Here is a 17,219-nt window from a genome sequence, read left to right as displayed (position 1 = left end):
AAATCATGTCCGGGACGGTGCGCCAGATCCGCATAGCGCCGATCGCGCCAAACCGGTTAATCCACCGCAAATTATGCTGCAATGGCCGATCCGGGGCCGGCGATCACGAGCGCGCGACCGCAGCGGCAACATGCCGCCCGTACTTGCGAGGCGCAGGCGCCGGGAGGAATATTAACAACTCAAAAAATCGGGGAGGAGCCCATGCAAAGCACGGATCAAATCGACCAGGCGCTGCGCCAGAGAACCGATGCCAGGGATGTCCCCGGCATGGTCGCCGTGGCCGCGACCGGCAAGGACGTGATCTATCAGGACGCGTTCGGCACACGCGACCTGTCCAAGGACACCGCCATGACGGCCGACAGCGTGTTCTGGATCGCCTCGATGACCAAGGCGATCACGGCCACCGCCGCGATGCAGCTCGTGGAACAGGGCAAGCTGTCGCTCGACGAGCCGATCGGCAAGGTGCTGCCCGATCTCGCCGACCCGCAGGTGCTCGAGGGCTTTGACGACAAGGGCGAGCCAAAACTTCGGCCCGCGAAGCGGCCGATCACGCTGCGCCACCTCATGACCCATACCGCAGGCTTTTGTTACAATATGTGGAATGGCGACATGGTGCAGTATCTGGAGAAAACCGGTACACCGCCCGCCAGATCCGGCCTCCACGCTTCACTGCGCGTGCCGATCATGACCGATCCCGGAACGCGCTGGGAATACGGCATCAACATCGACTGGGTCGGCCAGGCGGTTGAAGCCGCCAGCGGCAAGCGGCTGGATGCCTATTTGCGCGATCACCTGTTCGCGCCGCTCGGCATGAACGACACTAGTTTCAGGATCAGCGATTCGCAGCGCCAACGCCTCGTCGGCATGCATCAACGCCATGCGGATGGATCGCTGATGCCGATCCCGTTCGAGGTCGAGCAGAACCCGGAATTTCTCGCCGGAGGCGGCGGGCTCTATGGCACGGCCGGCGACTACATCAAGTTCACCCAGATGATCCTCAACAAGGGCCGCGGCAACGGCAACCAGGTGCTCAATCCCGAGACCGTCGCGACGATGGGACAGAACCACATCGGCGAACTCAACATGACCAGGCTGAATTCGGCGATCGCGTTCGCGACCAACGACGTCGATCTCTATCCGGACATGGAGAAGAAATGGGGGCTGAGCTTTTTGATCAACACCGCCAAGACGCCGGAGGGCCGCAGCCCCGGCAGTCTCGCCTGGGCCGGGCTCGCCAACACCTATTACTGGATCGACCCTTCGCGCGACGTCACCGGCGTCATCCTGATGCAGGTCCTGCCGTTCGCCGACGCGACATGCCTGGAGACGTTCGCCGCCTTTGAGCGCGGCGTCTATGGCGGGCTCGATGCGGCGGACGGCCAGAAGGCCGCGTAAGAAGCCCCATCCCGATTGTCCGCACCCTTCACACGGGAGGAAGCGGCAAAAAGGGAACGAGCCGCAACGCCGAAATTCGTGATATTCTGTTCTCAAAGCCTCCCCACAAGGGGAGAGAACTGATCGCGGCGGCGGGTTTCCTGCCATTGCGCTTGGACAAAATCTTTCAGGGATGGAGAAGCGAATTTGACCGAGAAAGCCGGTAGCTATGTTTGCGGCGTCTCCGATGCGCCGCTTCTGGGCGAGACCATCGGCCGCGCTCTCGATCTGGCCGCTCAACGCTGGGCCGATCGCGACGCGCTGGTTGCGCCAAGCCACGGCGTCAAATGGAGCTGGAAGGAACTGGCTGCGCGCGTCGATGCGCTGGCCGCGGGCTTTCTCGCGCTCGGCCTCGAACGCGGCGACCGGATCGGCATCTGGTCGCTGAACCGGCCGGAATGGACGCTGACTCAGTTTGCCGCCGCCAAAGCCGGGCTCATTCTCGTCACCATCAATCCGGCCTACCGCCTGAGCGAACTGGAATTCGCGCTGGCCAAGGTCGGCTGCGCCGCGATCGTCACGGCGACCGCCTTCAAGACCAGCAACTACATGGAGATGCTGAACACGCTGCTGCCGGAGCTTGCCAAATCGGCTCCCGGCGATCTGCACGCGGCGCGGCTGCCGCAATTGCGCGCGGTGATCCAGGTCGGCGGCCCGGCCTGTCCGGGCACGATTGCGTTCGAAGAGGTGGCACGCATGTGTGGCGAGCGCCACCGGGCCATGATCGCAGCCCTTGCCGGCACGCTGCAATTCGACGATCCCGTCAACATCCAGTTCACCAGCGGCACCACCGGATCGCCCAAGGGCGTCACGCTGACGCACCACAACATCCTCAACAACGGCTATTTCGTCGGCCGCGCGATGCGCCTTACCGAGCAGGACCGTATCTGCATCCCGGTGCCGCTCTATCACTGCTTCGGCATGGTGATGGGCAATCTCGCCGCCCTCACGCTCGGCGCCGCGATGGTCTATCCCGGTGAGGGGTTTGATCCGCTGGCGACGCTGCAAACCATCGAACGGGAAAAATGCACCGCGCTTTACGGCGTGCCGACGATGTTCATCGCCGAACTCGACCATTCCGAATTTTCCAAATTCGATCTGTCGTCGCTGCGAACCGGGATCATGGCCGGCGCGCCCTGCCCGATCGAGGTGATGCGGCGCGTCAATGAAAAGATGAACATGCGCGACGTCACCATCGCCTATGGCATGACCGAAACCAGCCCGGTCAGCTTTCAGAGCGCGACCGACGATCCGCTGGAGCGCCGTGTCTCCACGGTGGGGCGGATCCACCCGCATGTCGAGGTCAAGATTGTCGATCTCGAAGGGCGCGTGGTGCCGCGCGGCGAGCGGGGCGAGCTATGCACCCGCGGCTACAGCGTGATGCTCGGCTATTGGGACGAGCCGGAAAAGACCGCTGACGTGCTTGATCGCAACGGCTGGATGCACACCGGCGACCTCGGCGTGATCGACGACGCGGGCTATTGCAACATCGTCGGCCGCATCAAGGACATGGTGATCCGCGGCGGCGAAAACCTCTATCCGCGCGAGATCGAGGAATTCCTCTACCGCCATCCCAAGATCCAGGACGTGCAGATTTTCGGCGTCGCCGACGATCGCTATGGCGAGGAACTCTGCGCCTGGATCCGGACGCGGCCCGGCGAGACGCTGACGCTCGAGGAAGTCCGCACGTTCTGCCAGGGACAGATCGCGCACAACAAGATCCCGCGCTATGTCGAATTCGTCGACGAATTTCCGATGACCGTGACCGGCAAGATCCAGAAATTCCTGATGCGCGAGGCGGTCGAGGCGCGGCTCGGATTGAACGCGGCGAAGACGGCGTGAGGCAACTAGCTGTTCCAAGGGCACCCAGGCGGCGTCATCATCCCCTCCCCTTGTGGGGAAAGGTAAAAGCGGTGATCGCAGAGAGAATGGAATTTCGTAACGCCTAGAGCATGATCGGTTCTGATTGAATCAGAACCGAATCTCTCGATTCTTGTTTTGACGCGTTTTCTTCACGCGAGCCGGTTTCCACTTCGCGCGAAAACGCTCTGGTCCTACACCGGCAATCCGTTCTGCTGCGCCAATTCCTTCAGCGAAACCTGCGGCCGCGCGCCGATATGCTGGATCACTTCGGCGGCCGCCAGCGCGCCGAGCCTTCCGGCCTTTTCGTAACCGGCATTACGCACCAAACCGAACAGGAATCCGGCAGCGAACAGATCGCCGGCGCCCGTGGTGTCGACCATCCGCTCGATCGGAAACGCGGGCACCGCGAGGATCCCTTCCGCCGAGGCCACGACGCAGCCTTTTTCGCTGCGGGTGACGACGCCGAGTTTGGTATCCTTGTTCAATTGCTTCAGCGCGGTGTCGAAGTCCGATGTCTGGTACAGCGAATGCAGTTCGGCCTCGTTGGCGAAAATCAAATCGACGGTGCCCTTGCGCATCAGATCGAGAAACTCGTCGCGATAGCGATCCACGCAGAATGAATCCGACAGCGTCAGCGCGACCTGGCGGCCGGCGCCATGCGCGATATCCGCCGCCTTGACGAAAGCGTCCTTGGCGCTCTTCGGATCCCACAAATAGCCTTCGAGATAGAGGATCGAGGCGGCCGCGATCTGCTCCGGGTCGATATCGCCGGGCGTCAGTTCCTGCGCCGCGCCGAGATAGGTGTTCATGGTGCGCTCGCCATCCGGCGTGACCAGAATGTAGGAACAGCCGGTGGCGGGACCGCCCGTGGCGGCGTTGGTTTCGAAAGCCACCTTCGCGGCGCGGATGTCATGGGTGTAGAGACCTCCGACCTCGTCGTTTCGGACCTTGCCGACATAGGCTGCCCGGGCGCCGAGATTGGCGACGCCGACAACCGTATTGGCCGCCGAACCGCCGGACATCGTGGTCGCCGGTCCCATGTCACGGTAGATCGAGGCGGCGCGGGCCTCGTCGATCAGCATCATGCCGCCCTTGGTCATGCCGTGCGCGGCAAGAAAGCCCTCGTCAGTCTGCACCAACACGTCGAAAATCGCATTGCCGATCGCGAGAACATCGTATTTCGTTGAGGTCATTCACCAATCCCTGTCAGGGCAATTGCGATAGAGTGGAAAATCCGATCCAACCCGGATCGAAAAGGCGTCAGCGGCCTATCACGACAGGCCCTGCGCCAGCAAGCGATGCGAATATGACCGCCTTATGATCCGCTCTTTCCTGACGGTATCCACGGGAACGCTGGCCTCGCGTCTGCTCGGATTCGTGCGTGATGCGATGATGGCGGCGCTGCTGGGCGCCGGTCCCGTCGCGGATGCGTTTCTGGCGGCGTTTCAACTGGTCAATGTCGTCAGGCGCCTGCTCAGCGAAGGCGCCCTGAATGCGGCCCTGGTGCCGGCCTGGCTGCATGTGCGCGAGACCGGGGGCCCCGCCGCGGCTGCCGCTTTTGCCGGGCGTGTGCTCGGCACCGTCAGCGCGGCGCTGATCGCGGCGGCGTTGTTCATCGGGCTGTTGATGCCATTCGTCATCACCGTACTCGCGCCCGGTTTTGCCGGGCACGAAACGCTGCAATTCGCGGTCAACGACGCCCGCCTCATGCTGCCTTATCTGGCCTTTGCCGGACCGGTGACGGTGATGATGGCGCTGTTGAACGCGCAGGGCCGCTTTACGCTGACCGCATTCTCGCCGCTGCTGTTCAATATCGCCTTGATCATCGTGATGATCGCGCTGCTCGGCTGGCGCCAGGATGGCGCATATGCGGCGCTGGTGATCGCGGCGACGGTCGGCCTCGCCGGATTGCTGCAACTGCTGATTTTGGCCCTGCGCCGCAATGACAGCACCGCGACGCCGCTCCGTGTCGCATTCGACGCGGAAATGCGCGGGTTTCTCGGCAAGGCCTTGCCCGGCATGATCGCCAGCGCGGGACCGCAACTATTGATCATCACCGGCGCGATCGTCGCTTCGGCGTCGCCATCGGCGGTGTCGTGGCTCTATTTCGCCAATCGCCTGATCGAACTGCCGCTCGGCATGGTCGGCGTCGCCATAGGCACCGTGCTGGTGCCGGAACTGACGCGGGCGCTGCGCGGCGACGACAAGGCGGCGATGGTATCAGCCGAATCGCGCAGCCTGGAACTCGCCATCGGCCTGACAATGCCGGCGACATTGGGATTGATCGCGCTGAGCGCGCCGATCGTGCGGATGCTGTTCGAGCACGGCCTGTTCACCCCCACCGATAGCGAAGGCACCGCGCGGGCGCTGATGTGGCTTGCGCTCGGCCTGCCCGCTCACGTGCTGGTCAAGTCGCTGTCGCCGGCATTTTTCGCCCGCCATGACACGGCCACGCCGCTATGGGCGACACTCAAGGCGATTGTCGTCGCGATGGCAGCTGCCCTGCTGTTCGGCCGCTTATTTGGCGCCTCCGGTATCGCCGCCGGCATCGCGCTTGGAGCGTGGAGCAATGCGCTCCTGCTGACGCGGCGCGGCGCGGCGACGTTCGGATTTTCCATCGATGCCACAGCGCGCCGGCGGCTGCCGCGTATCGCGTTGGCGGCGCTGGGAATGGGCGGCTTGTTGTGGGGGACGGCGGGCTGGGTGCTGGGGCAAAAGGCCGAACTGCACGGCTTCGCCGAAGCGCTGGCTCTTTTGATCCTGATCACGGCCGGGATCGTGGTTTATGGTCTTTTGCTAAGCATATTCGGCGTCACCGGCTGGCGCGAGGCGATCGGCGCGGTCCGAAGGACGCCGCCGGGCGACTTGCGCGCTTGAGGCGTGCATGGCAAACGACGGCGCAGAACAGCGGGAATTCTTGACAATGGCAATCGTTGAGCGGGTTTTTTCGGGGGTCCAGCCGACGGGCAATCTGCATCTCGGCAATTACCTCGGCGCGATCGTTAATTTCGTAAGGCTGCAGGAAACCCACAACTGCATCTATTGCGTCGTCGACCTGCATGCCATCACACAGCCGGTATCGGTCTGGGGCGGCCCGACGGAACTGGCGCGCAACACGCGCGAGGTGACCGCGGCTTTCATTGCCGCCGGCATCGATCCGAACAAGCACATCGTCTTCAACCAGAGCCAGGTCACGGGTCACGCCGAGCTGACCTGGATCTTCAATTGCGTGGCGCGGATCGGCTGGCTCAACCGCATGACCCAGTTCAAGGAAAAGGCCGGCAAGGATCGCGAGAACGCTTCCGTCGGCCTTTACGATTATCCGGTGCTGATGGCGGCCGACATCCTGCTCTATCGTGCCACCCATGTGCCGGTCGGCGAGGACCAGAAGCAGCATCTCGAACTGGCGCGCGATATCGCGCAGAAATTCAACAATGATTTCGCCGATTCGATCCGCAGCCACGGCTTTGCCGACGGTCTGCTCTTTCCGCCGCCGGAACCGCTGATCACCGGGCCGGCGACGCGGGTGATGAGCCTGCGCGACGGCACCAAGAAAATGTCGAAGTCGGATTCGTCGGACAATTCGCGCATCAATCTCACCGACGATGCCGACACCATCGCGCAGAAGATCCGCAAGGCGAAGACCGATCCGGAACCGCTGCCCTCGGAAGAAAAGGGCCTCGAACCGCGGCCCGAAGCCGACAATCTCGTCGGCATCTATGCCGCATTGTCGGGCCGCAGCAAAGCCGAGGTGTTGCGCGAATTCGGCGGCGGCCAGTTCTCCAATTTCAAGAATGCGCTGGTCGAACTTTGCGTTACGAAACTCTCGCCGATTGCCTCCGAGATGAAGCGCCTGATGGCGGACCCCGGCCATGTCGATGCGATCCTGATCGACGGCGCCGATCGCGCAAGCGTGATCGCGCACGAAACCATGCAGGCGGCAAAGGATATCGTCGGTTTCATCCGCAAGCCCTGACCTCGGACGCGGCTGCCGATCGTTGCCGCTCTGCACAGCGCCAACGCCGCTTGTCGGAAGCGGCCGCGCCGTGGCAGCATGCGCGACGTAACGCAGCGTCGGGACATGCATGGCCGCCCAGCGACGAAGCTACGAGACGGGTCACAAGCCCAAATGCCTCGTCATCGTTGACGACACCACCGAATGGGATCGCGCGGTTTATTATGCCAGCCGCTGGGCGATCCGGTCCGGCGGTGGCGTGGTGATGCTGCGCATCATCGAGACCGAAGAGCAAAATCAGCAATGGCTCGGGGTCGCCGACATTATGCGCGCCGAGGCGCGTGAAGACGCCGACGCCGCGCTCGACCGTGCCGCCGGCCGCGTCAACGGCATCGGCGCGATCACGCCGGAACGCATCATTCGCGAGGGCGATCCGGTCGCACAGATCCTCGACGCCATCGACAAGGATGCCGATCTTGCGCTGCTGGTGCTGGCGGCCAATCCCGGGCCGGAGGGACCCGGCCCGCTGATCACCATGATCACCGGCGTGATCGGCTCGTTCCCGATTCCGGTCACGATCGTGGCCGGGGATTTGAGCGATACGGACATCGATGCCCTGTCTTAGACTCCTGGCCGCAAGGATTCGGGCTGTAAGCCCCGGATAGACCTGCCAAACCGCCGATTTCCGCTCTTGATCGTGCGTTTGCCGTCGCCATCTGCTAGGGAGGAACCACGCGCCGGCCTTGAACCGGCGACGCCGGAGAAAACCAATGTTCATTCAGACCGAAGCCACCCCCAATCCCGCCACCCTGAAATTCATCCCGGGCCGTATCGTGCTGGATAACGGCACCATGGAGTTCGCCAGCCGCGAAACCGCCAATCGTTCGCCGCTCGCCGAAAAGCTGTTCGGCGTGCCCGGCGTCACCGGGGTGTTTTTCGGCTCCGACTTCGTCACCGTGACCAAGGACGACAGCGACTGGCAGCACCTCAAGCCAGCCATCCTCGGCGCCATCATGGAACATTACATGTCCGGCGCGCCGCTGTTGGCCGATGGGAGCGCCGCCAGCGACGAGGCGATGGATGAAGGTGACGAATTCTTCAGCGATGACGACGCCGAGACGGTCGCGACGATCAAGGATCTGATCGAAACCAGGGTGCGGCCGGCGGTCGCCAACGACGGCGGCGACATCACCTTCCGCGGCTTCAAGGACGGCATCGTCTACCTCAATATGAAGGGTTCCTGCGCCGGCTGCCCGTCATCGACGGCGACGCTGCAACACGGCATCCAGAACCTCCTGAAGCATTTCGTCCCCGACGTGGTCGAAGTCCGGCCGATGTGATTGGGAGGCGAACGGTGCGTGGCGAATGGCGAATAGCGATTAGCGGCCTGACGAGAGACGCCGTCACTGCCGATCTTCCACTCGCCATTCGCTACGCGCCATTCGCCCTTCCCTCATGCTGATTCTCGCAATCGACACTGCTCTGGATGCCTGCGCCGCCTGTGTGCTTGATACCGGCAGCGGGGAAGTGCTGGCGCAGGAATCCCAGGCGATGAAGCGCGGCCATGCCGAAGCCCTGATGCCACTGATCGCGCGCGTGAGGGACCAGGCAGGCGTCGCATTTACAGCACTCGATCGTATCGCCGTTACGAACGGCCCCGGCAGCTTCACCGGATTGCGCGTCGGCCTCTCCGCCGCACGCGGCTTGGCGCTCGCCGCCGGCAAGCCCGTGGTCGGCGTGACGACGCTGGCGGCGTTTGCCGCGCCGATCGTGGGGCTCGGCCTCGAGCAGCCCGTCGTCTCCGCGATCGATGCGCGGCATGATCACGTGTATTTCCAGGCGGTGGCCGGCGACGGCAGCCTCTTGATCCGGCCATGCGTGGCATCGGTCGAGGAAGCGCTCGGCGCGGCGCAATTCGGTTCGCCGCATCTGGTCGGCAATGCCGCCGCGATTCTTGCCGGGCGCTGGCCGGCGGATGCGCCGCCGCCCTGCGAGGTCGATCCGCAGACCGCCCCCGATATCACCTGGATCGCGTGGCTTGGCGCGGCGGTCGCTCCGGACACCGCGCCGGCCCGTCCCTTTTATCTGCGCGCGCCGGACGCCAAGCCGTCCAGCGATCCGCTGCACAATGCGTCCCAGCCGGCCGCGTCATGATGGCATGGCTTTCCGGATTGTGGCGCGGCCGCCCAGCCGCGGTCGAGCCCGCAAGCCTGCGTGACGCGGCGCGGCTGGCGCAGCTGCACGGCGCATCGTTTCACCGCGGATGGGGGGAGCGCGAATTCGAGACCATGCTCACCGAGCGCAATACGCTGATTCATCGCCTCAAGCTCGGTCAAAAGATCATTGGCTTTGCCGCCTCCCGCATGGCGGCGGACGAGGCCGAGATATTGTCGATCGCAATCGACGCCGGCCATCGCGGCCGCGGCCTCTCCCGCGATCTCTTGCTGACCCATCTCGGGCATCTGGCGGGCCGCGGCATTCGCGCCATATTCCTCGAGGTCGAGGAAAATAATGGCCCGGCGCGAAAACTCTACGAACGGACCGGATTTACCATTGTCGGGCGCCGCGAGCGATATTATCAGCAGCCCGGCGGGGAACAATTGAATGCGCTTCTGATGCGCCGCGACTTGTCGTAAACTGTGTCGCGCCACAGCCCCTTCTCAAGGCCCTATTGCATGACCGCATTGAAATCCTCGTCTGTGCCCCAAGCCTCCGGCATCGAGGCGCGCTGCGCCGCCACCGGCATGCGCATGACCGAGCAGCGCCGGGTCATCGCCCGCGTGCTGGCGGAAGCCGAGGATCATCCCGATGTCGAGGAATTGTATCGCCGTTGCGTCACGGTCGACGACAAGATCTCGATCTCGACGGTGTACCGCACCGTGAAACTGTTCGAAGACGCCGGCATCATCGAGCGGCATGATTTTCGCGAGGGCCGCGCCCGCTATGAGCAGATGCCCGACAGCCACCACGACCATCTGATCAATCTGCGCGACGGCAAGGTGATCGAGTTCACCTCCGAGGAAATCGAGAAGCTACAGGCCGAAATCGCCCGCAAGCTCGGCTACAAGCTGGTCGATCACCGGCTGGAGCTGTATTGCGTCCCGCTGGATGACGAGAAGTCCTGAGACGTCCGCGTTTTCAGGCGAAGTGGAAATCGGCTTGGTGAAGAAAACGCGTCAAGACAGAAACCGGAACTTCGATCTCGTCATCTTCGATTGCGACGGCGTGCTGGTCGACAGCGAAGTCATTTCGTGCCGCGCCCATGCGGAAGTGCTGAGCCGCCACGGCTATCCGATCGATGCCGGGCAGGTCTTTCAACGTTTTCTCGGCCGCTCGACGCGCCAGGCGAATCTCGAGATCGAAGCCGAACTCGGCCGCAGCCTGCCTGACGATTACCATGTGCAGTTGCAGGATGAACTGTTGCGGTCGTTCGAAGCCGAACTCCAGGCGGTGCCCCATATCGAACAGGCGCTCGACGCCATCGCGCAGCCGGTCTGCGTGGCATCGAGCGGCTCGCACCAGCGGATGCGCGTCAGCCTCGGCCGCGCCGGACTTTACGACCGGTTCGCGCCGAACATTTTTTCGGCCTCCCAGGTGGCCAACGGCAAGCCCGCGCCGGATCTGTTTCTGTTTGCCGCGGCACGGATGAAGGTGCCGCCCGGACGATGCCTTGTCGTCGAGGACAGCATTCCCGGCATTACCGGCGCTATCGCCGCCGGAATGGCCGTGCTGGGCTTTCACGGCGGCAGCCATTGCCAGCCAGGCTATGCCGAAACGCTGCGTGCGGCCGGAGCCAGCGCCACATTCAGCGACATGCGACAATTACCCGCCCTGATGGAGTGGATCGATCCGCCGTCACTCCGGGGCGGAGCGCAAGCGCCGGGCCCCGAATCCCGGGATTCCGGGCCCGATGCCGGCATATCGCCGCGGAATAAGGGGCCGGACGCTGGATTTTCAGTCCTTTAGCCTATAACTGCCCCCTACTGACCGCCCCTTGTAACCGTCCCTTGCGCCGTATTGGCGACAGGTCCGCCCAACTGCCAGGTTCCATGAAGCCGCCGCGCAAGCTGCACATCAAGTCATATGGTTGCCAGATGAACGTCTACGATGCGCAGCGCATGGTGGACACGCTGGCGCCGGAAGGCTTTGTCGAGACCGCAAGCGCCGACGACGCGGATCTGGTGATCCTCAACACCTGCCACATCCGCGAAAAAGCTTCCGAGAAAGTCTATTCGGAGCTTGGACGGCTGCGCGTCGCCAAGGAAGAAGCCGCGCGCAACGGCCGCCACATGAGCATCGCGGTGGCCGGATGCGTTGCGCAGGCCGAAGGCGACGAAATCATCCGCCGCGCGCCCGCGGTCGACGTCGTGGTCGGTCCGCAAAGCTATCACCATCTGCCGCAACTGCTGGCGCGCGCGAAACGCGACGGCCGGGCGCTGGAGACGGAATTCCCGGTCGAGGACAAGTTCGGATTCCTGGCGCCGCCGAGACCCGAGACGATCCGCGCCCGCGGCATTTCGTCCTTCGTGACGGTCCAGGAAGGCTGCGACAAGTTCTGCACCTTCTGCGTCGTGCCCTATACCCGCGGCGCCGAAGTGTCGCGCCCGGTGAGCAGGATCGCCGATGACGTCCGCCGGCTCACGGATAATGGCGTGTGCGAAATCACCCTGATCGGGCAGAACGTCAACGCCTATCATGGCGAGGGACCGGATGGACGGATCTGGTCGCTGGGCGACCTGCTGCATCATCTCGCCGGACTGCCGGGCGTCCTGCGGCTGCGCTACTCGACCAGCCATCCCCGCGACGTCAATGACGCGCTGATAGAAGCGCATCGCGACCTTCCGGCGCTGATGCCGTTCGTGCATCTTCCGGTGCAATCCGGCTCGGACCGGATCCTTTCGGCGATGAACCGCAAGCATACCGCAGATGAATACCTTCGCGTCGTCGACCGATTTCGCACGGCGAGGCAAGATATTGCATTTTCATCGGATTTTATCGTGGGTTTCCCCGGCGAAACCGGGCAGGATTTTGCCGCGACCCTCGCTCTCGTCACACAAATCGGATACGCTGCAGCTTATTCGTTCAAATATTCGCCGCGGCCGGGAACACCGGCGGCGGACATGCAGGAGACGGTGTCAGCAGCCGAGATGGACGAGCGATTGGTGCGGCTCCAGGAATTGATCGACAGCCAGCAATCGGCCTTCAATCAGGCTGCGATTGGCTGCACGGTTGACGTGCTGTTCGAACGGCCCGCCCGCAACCCCGGCCAGATCGTCGGCCGCACCGCTTATCTGCAACCGGCGCATGTGATGGCTTCGCCCGATATCATCGGACGGATATTGCCGGTGACGATTGACAGCCTGGAACGCTACAGCCTGCTCGGCAGGCTTGCGCCCGTTTCCGATGCCCGGCCGGCGCTTTCCCATATCCCCGCCCGGATCCCCGATTCTTCTCAGATGACGATGGGAGCCTGAACCCTTGCCAAAAAGCGCATCGGATTCGTCTTCGCTCGCTCCCAGCCGCAAACTCGACCGCGACATGCCGATCCCGCCCGATACACAGGTCGTCATCGACTTCGACGACAACAGGGCCGCGTCGGCGCTGGTCGGCCCCTACGGACAGAATTTAGCTCTGATCGAACGCCGGCTTAACGTCGTGGTCGATTCGCGCGGCAACCACGTCACCATCGCGGGCACCCGCGACGGCTGCGATGCCGCGCGGCGCGTGCTGGAGACCCTGTACGCGCAGGCGACACAAGGCCATGATCTGGCGCAGGGCGACGTTGAAGGCGCGATCCGCGCCGTGCTGGCGCAAGGCTCGCTGTTCGAATTCGACGCCAAGTCCGCCAAGCCTTCGTTCGAGACGATCAATTTGCGCAAGCGTCCGGTGCGGGCGCGTACCGCGGCGCAGGACGCCTATATCCGCGCGCTCAAGCGGCATGAGCTGGTGTTCGGCATCGGCCCCGCCGGCACCGGCAAAACCTGGCTTGCGGTGGCGCAGGCCGCGCAATTGTTCGAACGCAAGGAAGTCGACCGCATCATCCTGTCGCGGCCCGCGGTAGAGGCCGGCGAGCGGCTCGGCTTCCTGCCCGGCGATTTGCGCGAGAAGGTCGATCCCTATTTGAGGCCGATCTACGATGCGCTGTACGACCTGATGGATGCGCGGGTCGTCGAGCGTGCGCTGCAAGCCGGCGAGATCGAGATCGCGCCGCTTGCCTTCATGCGTGGCCGCACCCTGACCAACGCCGCCATCATCCTGGACGAAGCGCAGAACACGACGTCCATGCAGATGAAGATGTTCCTGACGCGGCTTGGCGAAAACAGCCGCATGATCATCACCGGCGATCCGAGCCAGGTCGATCTGCCGAACGGCCAGACTTCCGGCCTCGCCGAAGCCGTCAAGCTGCTCGATGGCGTCGAGGGCATCGCGCAGGTGAAATTCACCGCCGAGGACGTGATCCGCCACGAATTGGTGGCGCGGATCGTCGCCGCCTATGAGGGATTGCCGCAGCGAACGGCAACCGGCAAAGCTTGACCCAGGATCTTTCGCCGGCAGCGCGCTTCACGCGCTCCCGGCCACCACAGAAATTCTGCTGAGATGGCGCCTTCGATTCTTCCTATCACCGAGGTTCTCGTCGCCGCCGCGTGCTGGCAAAACGAAGCCGACGCCGAAGCGGTGATCCGCCATGCCATCGAAATCGCCGCGGAAATGGCCGGCGCCGATGTCGGCGAGACCGAGCTTGCGATCATGCTGACCGACGATGCCGGCATTCGCACGCTCAACAGCAACTGGCGCGGCATCGATAAGCCGACCAACGTGCTGTCATTTCCTGCGCTGCAACCGGATGGCCCAGGCGGCCCGGACGATGCGCCGCGCATGCTCGGCGACATCGCGATCGCCTATGAGACGATGCGAAAGGAAGCCGATGACGAGCAAAAGCCGTTCGATCATCATCTGAGCCATCTGGCGGTACACGGCTTTTTGCATTTGATCGGCTACGATCACGAAACCGACGCCGACGCCGAGATCATGGAAGCCCTCGAGACGCAGATTCTTGCGCAGCTCGGCATTCCAGACCCGTATACGGATCGAAATCCCTATGCGGACTAGGAACGGATGGACTGAGATGGCGGATTCCGAACCGACTCACGACAATCCGCGCCAGACGCGCAACCTGCCGGCCGTGGTGCAGGGCGGCGAGGTCATGCGTCCCACCGCCGACAACTGGCTGGTGCGCGCGATCAAGACGCTGTTCGGCTGGAAGCCGGGATCGGTCCGCGACGACCTGCAGGTCGTGCTCGACGCCAGCACGCCGGACGACGTCGGCTTTTCGGCGGTCGAGCGCACCATGCTGCGCAATATCCTCGGCCTGCATGAACGCCGCATCGCCGACGTGATGATCCATCGCGCCGACATCGTCGCGGTCAAGCGCGACATTCCGATTGGCGAATTGATGAGCCTGTTCGAAAGCGCGGCGCATTCGCGCCTGGTGGTTTACAACGAAACGCTCGACGATCCCGAAGGCATGGTTCACATCCGCGATCTGCTGGCGTTCATGACCGCGCGCGCCCGCGTCACGGAGGCCGGCAAGACCCGGCGCAGGAAACCTTTGCCGGCCGGCCTCGATTTGCGCGCGGTCGATCTCGCACTGCCGCTGGGGGACACCAATATCATCCGCAAGCTGCTCTACGTGCCGCCATCGATGCGGGCCATCGACCTGCTGGCGCAGATGCAGGCCTCGCGCATTCATCTGGCGCTGGTGGTGGACGAATATGGCGGCACCGACGGCCTGGTGTCGATCGAGGACATCGTGGAACAGATCGTCGGGGAAATCGACGACGAGCATGACAGCGACGAGCCGCCGTCGATCGTGCGGCAGGCCGACAACGCCTTCATCGCCGACGCGCGCGCCAGCCTCGATGACGTCCGGTCCGTGATCGGCGAGGATTTCGTCACCGGCGAGGCCGGCGAGGAAGTCGAGACGCTGGGCGGCTACCTCGTCAGCCATGTCGGCCGGCTGCCGGTGCGCGGCGAAGTCATTTCCGGTCCCGGCAATTACGAGATCGAAGTGCTCGATGCCGACCCGCGGCGCGTCAAACGCCTGCGCATCTCCTCGCGCAAGGAACGGCCTGCGCCGCGGACGCAGCGCGAAGCCCGGCGCCGTGAACCCACGCCGGAACAGAATTCTCCTCAGGCCAACGACAACACCGCTCCGCCGCCCAGCGACGGAGCCGGCCCGCAGTGACGCAAATACGTCGGTTTCGCTCCATCGGTCTCGCGATCATCCTGGCTTGGGGATGGAAGCGCGCCGCCATCGCGCTGATCGCAGGCGCGCTATCGGCGTTGGCGATGGCGCCGTTCAACGCCTGGCCGGTGCTGTTTCTGACCTTGCCGGTGATGGTCTGGCTGATCGACGGCGCCGGCGCCGGACGCAGGCAGGGCGTGCCTGCGGCGGCGATGGCGGGCTTCTGGTTCGGCCTCGGCTATTTCGTGCCGGGCCTGTACTGGATCGGCTACGCCTTCCTGGTCGATGCGTCGACCTTCGCATGGCTGATGCCATTCGCGATATTCGGCCTGCCTGCCTATCTTGCGCTGTTCACCGCCTTCGGCTTCGCGCTGGCGCGGCTGATCTGGACCCGGGATGCTTCGCGCGTGATCGCGCTCGCCGCCGCGCTGACGGTGAGCGAATGGCTGCGCGGCCATATGCTGACGGGCTTTCCCTGGAACGCGTTCGGCTATGCCCTGACCGAGCCGCTGGCGCTGGCGCAGACGGGATCGCTGATCGGCCTGTGGGGCCTGACGTTTCTGAGCGTCGCGATCTTCGCAAGCCCGGCCGCTCTCATTGACGGGACATCGCGCGGGCGAAAGCCGTGGCTGGCGCCGGCGGCTGCGCTGCTGTTGCTGCTCGCCATGGCGGTCTTCGGCTGCGTCCGCCTGTCGCGGCAGCCGACCACGATGGTGGCCGGCCTCAAGCTTCGGATCATGCAGCCCAACCTGCAGCAGGACGAGCGCTTCAATTACTCCGCCAAGGCGGCGGTGATGCAGAAATACCTGGCGCTGTCCGATCGCGCGTCGGGGCCGCAATCCACCGGCGTGCGCGACGTCAACATGCTGATCTGGCCGGAATCGGCATTTCCGTTTTTCCTGACCCGCGAGCCCGACGCGATGGCGGAGATCGCGGATCTCCTGCCCAAAGGCACGGTCCTGATCACCGGCGCGGTGCGCGCGCCCGACCTGCCGCCGGGCGTCAGGATCACGCGCGCCTATAACTCCATTTACGTGATCGATCATGACGGCAGCGTGCTCTCGGTCTACGACAAGCTGCATCTGGTGCCGTTCGGCGAATATCTGCCGTTCCAGGACTGGATGGAACGGCTCGGCTTCCAGCAACTGACCAAGGTTCAGGGCGGATTCATTCCCGGCACCCGGCGCCATACGCTGGAAATCCCGCATGCGCCGCGGATGCTGCCGCTGATCTGCTATGAAGCGATTTTTCCCGGTAACGTTACCGAGCGCAACGACCGTCCCGGCTGGATCGTCAATCTGACCAATGACGGCTGGTTCGGAATCTCGACCGGTCCCTATCAGCATTTGCAGCAGGTTCGCCTGCGCGCGATCGAGGAAGGCTTGCCGGTGGTGCGCGCCGCCAATACCGGCATTTCCGCGGTCATCGACCCGATGGGCCGGATCGTCGCACGGCTCGGCCTTGGTCTGGAAGGCGTACTCGATTCCGGCCTGCCGTCCTCGATCCCCCCGACCCTTTACGTCCGGGTCGGCGATATTCCCGCTGCTATCATTATTGCCGCTGCTTTTATTTTCGTGCTCCGACGTCGCGCCGCGAAGCGGATTCCCTGACCGTTTTTATTTTTCATTTTGGATGTCGGACGAAAATGTCGCTGCCAGAGCCCCTGTCGGTTGACAGACGTATGACGTCATTCGCAATCTGGCCACAGTAATGGAGAATAGA

The 17,219-nt window shown here is 63.8% G+C and carries 16 protein-coding genes; 15 read left to right on the top strand and 1 reads right to left on the bottom strand.

What is annotated here, in order from left to right:
* Positions 1-201: 201 nt before the first annotated feature.
* The gene (locus HB630_RS26630) at positions 202-1,395 is read left to right on the top strand and encodes a serine hydrolase domain-containing protein (RefSeq protein WP_213775699.1); all 1,194 of its coding nucleotides are present in this window, start codon (positions 202-204) and stop codon (positions 1,393-1,395) included.
* A 186-nt stretch (positions 1,396-1,581) separates the two neighbouring features.
* Positions 1,582-3,276, top strand: coding sequence for an AMP-binding protein (locus tag HB630_RS26625; protein ID WP_213775698.1), 1,695 nt, complete (start codon positions 1,582-1,584; stop codon positions 3,274-3,276).
* A 212-nt stretch (positions 3,277-3,488) separates the two neighbouring features.
* On the opposite strand, the gene HB630_RS26620 is transcribed toward HB630_RS26625, so the two are convergent.
* The gene (locus HB630_RS26620; protein WP_213775697.1) at positions 3,489-4,490 is read right to left on the bottom strand and encodes an adenosine kinase; all 1,002 of its coding nucleotides are present in this window, start codon (positions 4,488-4,490) and stop codon (positions 3,489-3,491) included.
* 124 nt (positions 4,491-4,614) lie between these two features.
* On the opposite strand from HB630_RS26620, the gene murJ reads away from it, so the two are divergent.
* The 13 genes from murJ to lnt all read left to right on the top strand — a co-directional run bounded on the left by murJ (position 4,615) and on the right by lnt (position 17,107).
* Positions 4,615-6,174: a murein biosynthesis integral membrane protein MurJ gene (gene murJ / locus HB630_RS26615; protein ID WP_213775696.1), complete on the top strand. Its 1,560-nt coding sequence runs from the start codon at positions 4,615-4,617 to the stop codon at positions 6,172-6,174.
* A 46-nt stretch (positions 6,175-6,220) separates the two neighbouring features.
* Positions 6,221-7,273, top strand: a complete 1,053-nt coding sequence (gene trpS, locus HB630_RS26610; protein WP_213775695.1) for a tryptophan--tRNA ligase — start codon at positions 6,221-6,223, stop codon at positions 7,271-7,273.
* Positions 7,274-7,382: 109 nt separating this feature from the next.
* Positions 7,383-7,877: a universal stress protein gene (locus tag HB630_RS26605; protein WP_213775694.1), complete on the top strand. Its 495-nt coding sequence runs from the start codon at positions 7,383-7,385 to the stop codon at positions 7,875-7,877.
* A gap of 145 nt (positions 7,878-8,022) precedes the next feature.
* The gene (locus HB630_RS26600) at positions 8,023-8,592 is read left to right on the top strand and encodes a NifU family protein (RefSeq protein WP_213775693.1); all 570 of its coding nucleotides are present in this window, start codon (positions 8,023-8,025) and stop codon (positions 8,590-8,592) included.
* Between the two features lie 115 nt (positions 8,593-8,707).
* Complete coding sequence (gene tsaB, locus HB630_RS26595; protein ID WP_213775692.1) at positions 8,708-9,406, top strand: tRNA (adenosine(37)-N6)-threonylcarbamoyltransferase complex dimerization subunit type 1 TsaB; 699 nt, start codon at positions 8,708-8,710, stop codon at positions 9,404-9,406.
* Entirely contained in the window at positions 9,403-9,888 is a 486-nt protein-coding gene (gene rimI / locus HB630_RS26590) for a ribosomal protein S18-alanine N-acetyltransferase (RefSeq protein WP_213775691.1), read from the top strand. Before tsaB ends, rimI begins: the two co-directional genes overlap by 4 nt.
* A 39-nt stretch (positions 9,889-9,927) precedes the next feature.
* Positions 9,928-10,377, top strand: coding sequence for a Fur family transcriptional regulator (locus HB630_RS26585; protein WP_213775690.1), 450 nt, complete (start codon positions 9,928-9,930; stop codon positions 10,375-10,377).
* 37 nt (positions 10,378-10,414) lie between these two features.
* Positions 10,415-11,218 (top strand): HAD family hydrolase, encoded by an 804-nt coding sequence (locus tag HB630_RS26580; protein WP_346656141.1) that lies wholly within the window; start codon positions 10,415-10,417, stop codon positions 11,216-11,218.
* Between the two features lie 83 nt (positions 11,219-11,301).
* The gene (gene miaB, locus HB630_RS26575; RefSeq protein WP_213775688.1) at positions 11,302-12,726 is read left to right on the top strand and encodes a tRNA (N6-isopentenyl adenosine(37)-C2)-methylthiotransferase MiaB; all 1,425 of its coding nucleotides are present in this window, start codon (positions 11,302-11,304) and stop codon (positions 12,724-12,726) included.
* Positions 12,727-12,730: 4 nt separating this feature from the next.
* Positions 12,731-13,786 carry a PhoH family protein gene (locus HB630_RS26570; protein WP_213775687.1) on the top strand — a complete coding sequence of 352 codons (1,056 nt, stop codon included), beginning with the start codon at positions 12,731-12,733 and terminating at the stop codon, positions 13,784-13,786.
* Positions 13,787-13,849: 63 nt separating this feature from the next.
* Positions 13,850-14,362, top strand: coding sequence for an rRNA maturation RNase YbeY (gene ybeY / locus HB630_RS26565; protein ID WP_213775686.1), 513 nt, complete (start codon positions 13,850-13,852; stop codon positions 14,360-14,362).
* Between the two features lie 16 nt (positions 14,363-14,378).
* Entirely contained in the window at positions 14,379-15,497 is a 1,119-nt protein-coding gene (locus HB630_RS26560) for a hemolysin family protein (RefSeq protein ID WP_213775685.1), read from the top strand.
* The gene (gene lnt, locus HB630_RS26555) at positions 15,494-17,107 is read left to right on the top strand and encodes an apolipoprotein N-acyltransferase (RefSeq protein WP_213775684.1); all 1,614 of its coding nucleotides are present in this window, start codon (positions 15,494-15,496) and stop codon (positions 17,105-17,107) included. The genes HB630_RS26560 and lnt overlap by 4 nt, the downstream gene beginning before the upstream one ends.
* Positions 17,108-17,219: the final 112 nt, after the last annotated feature.

This window comes from Bradyrhizobium sp. dw_78 (assembly GCF_018449525.1).
Classification (GTDB): domain Bacteria; phylum Pseudomonadota; class Alphaproteobacteria; order Rhizobiales; family Xanthobacteraceae; genus Bradyrhizobium.
This window is presented reverse-complemented; position numbering and strand designations above follow the sequence as displayed.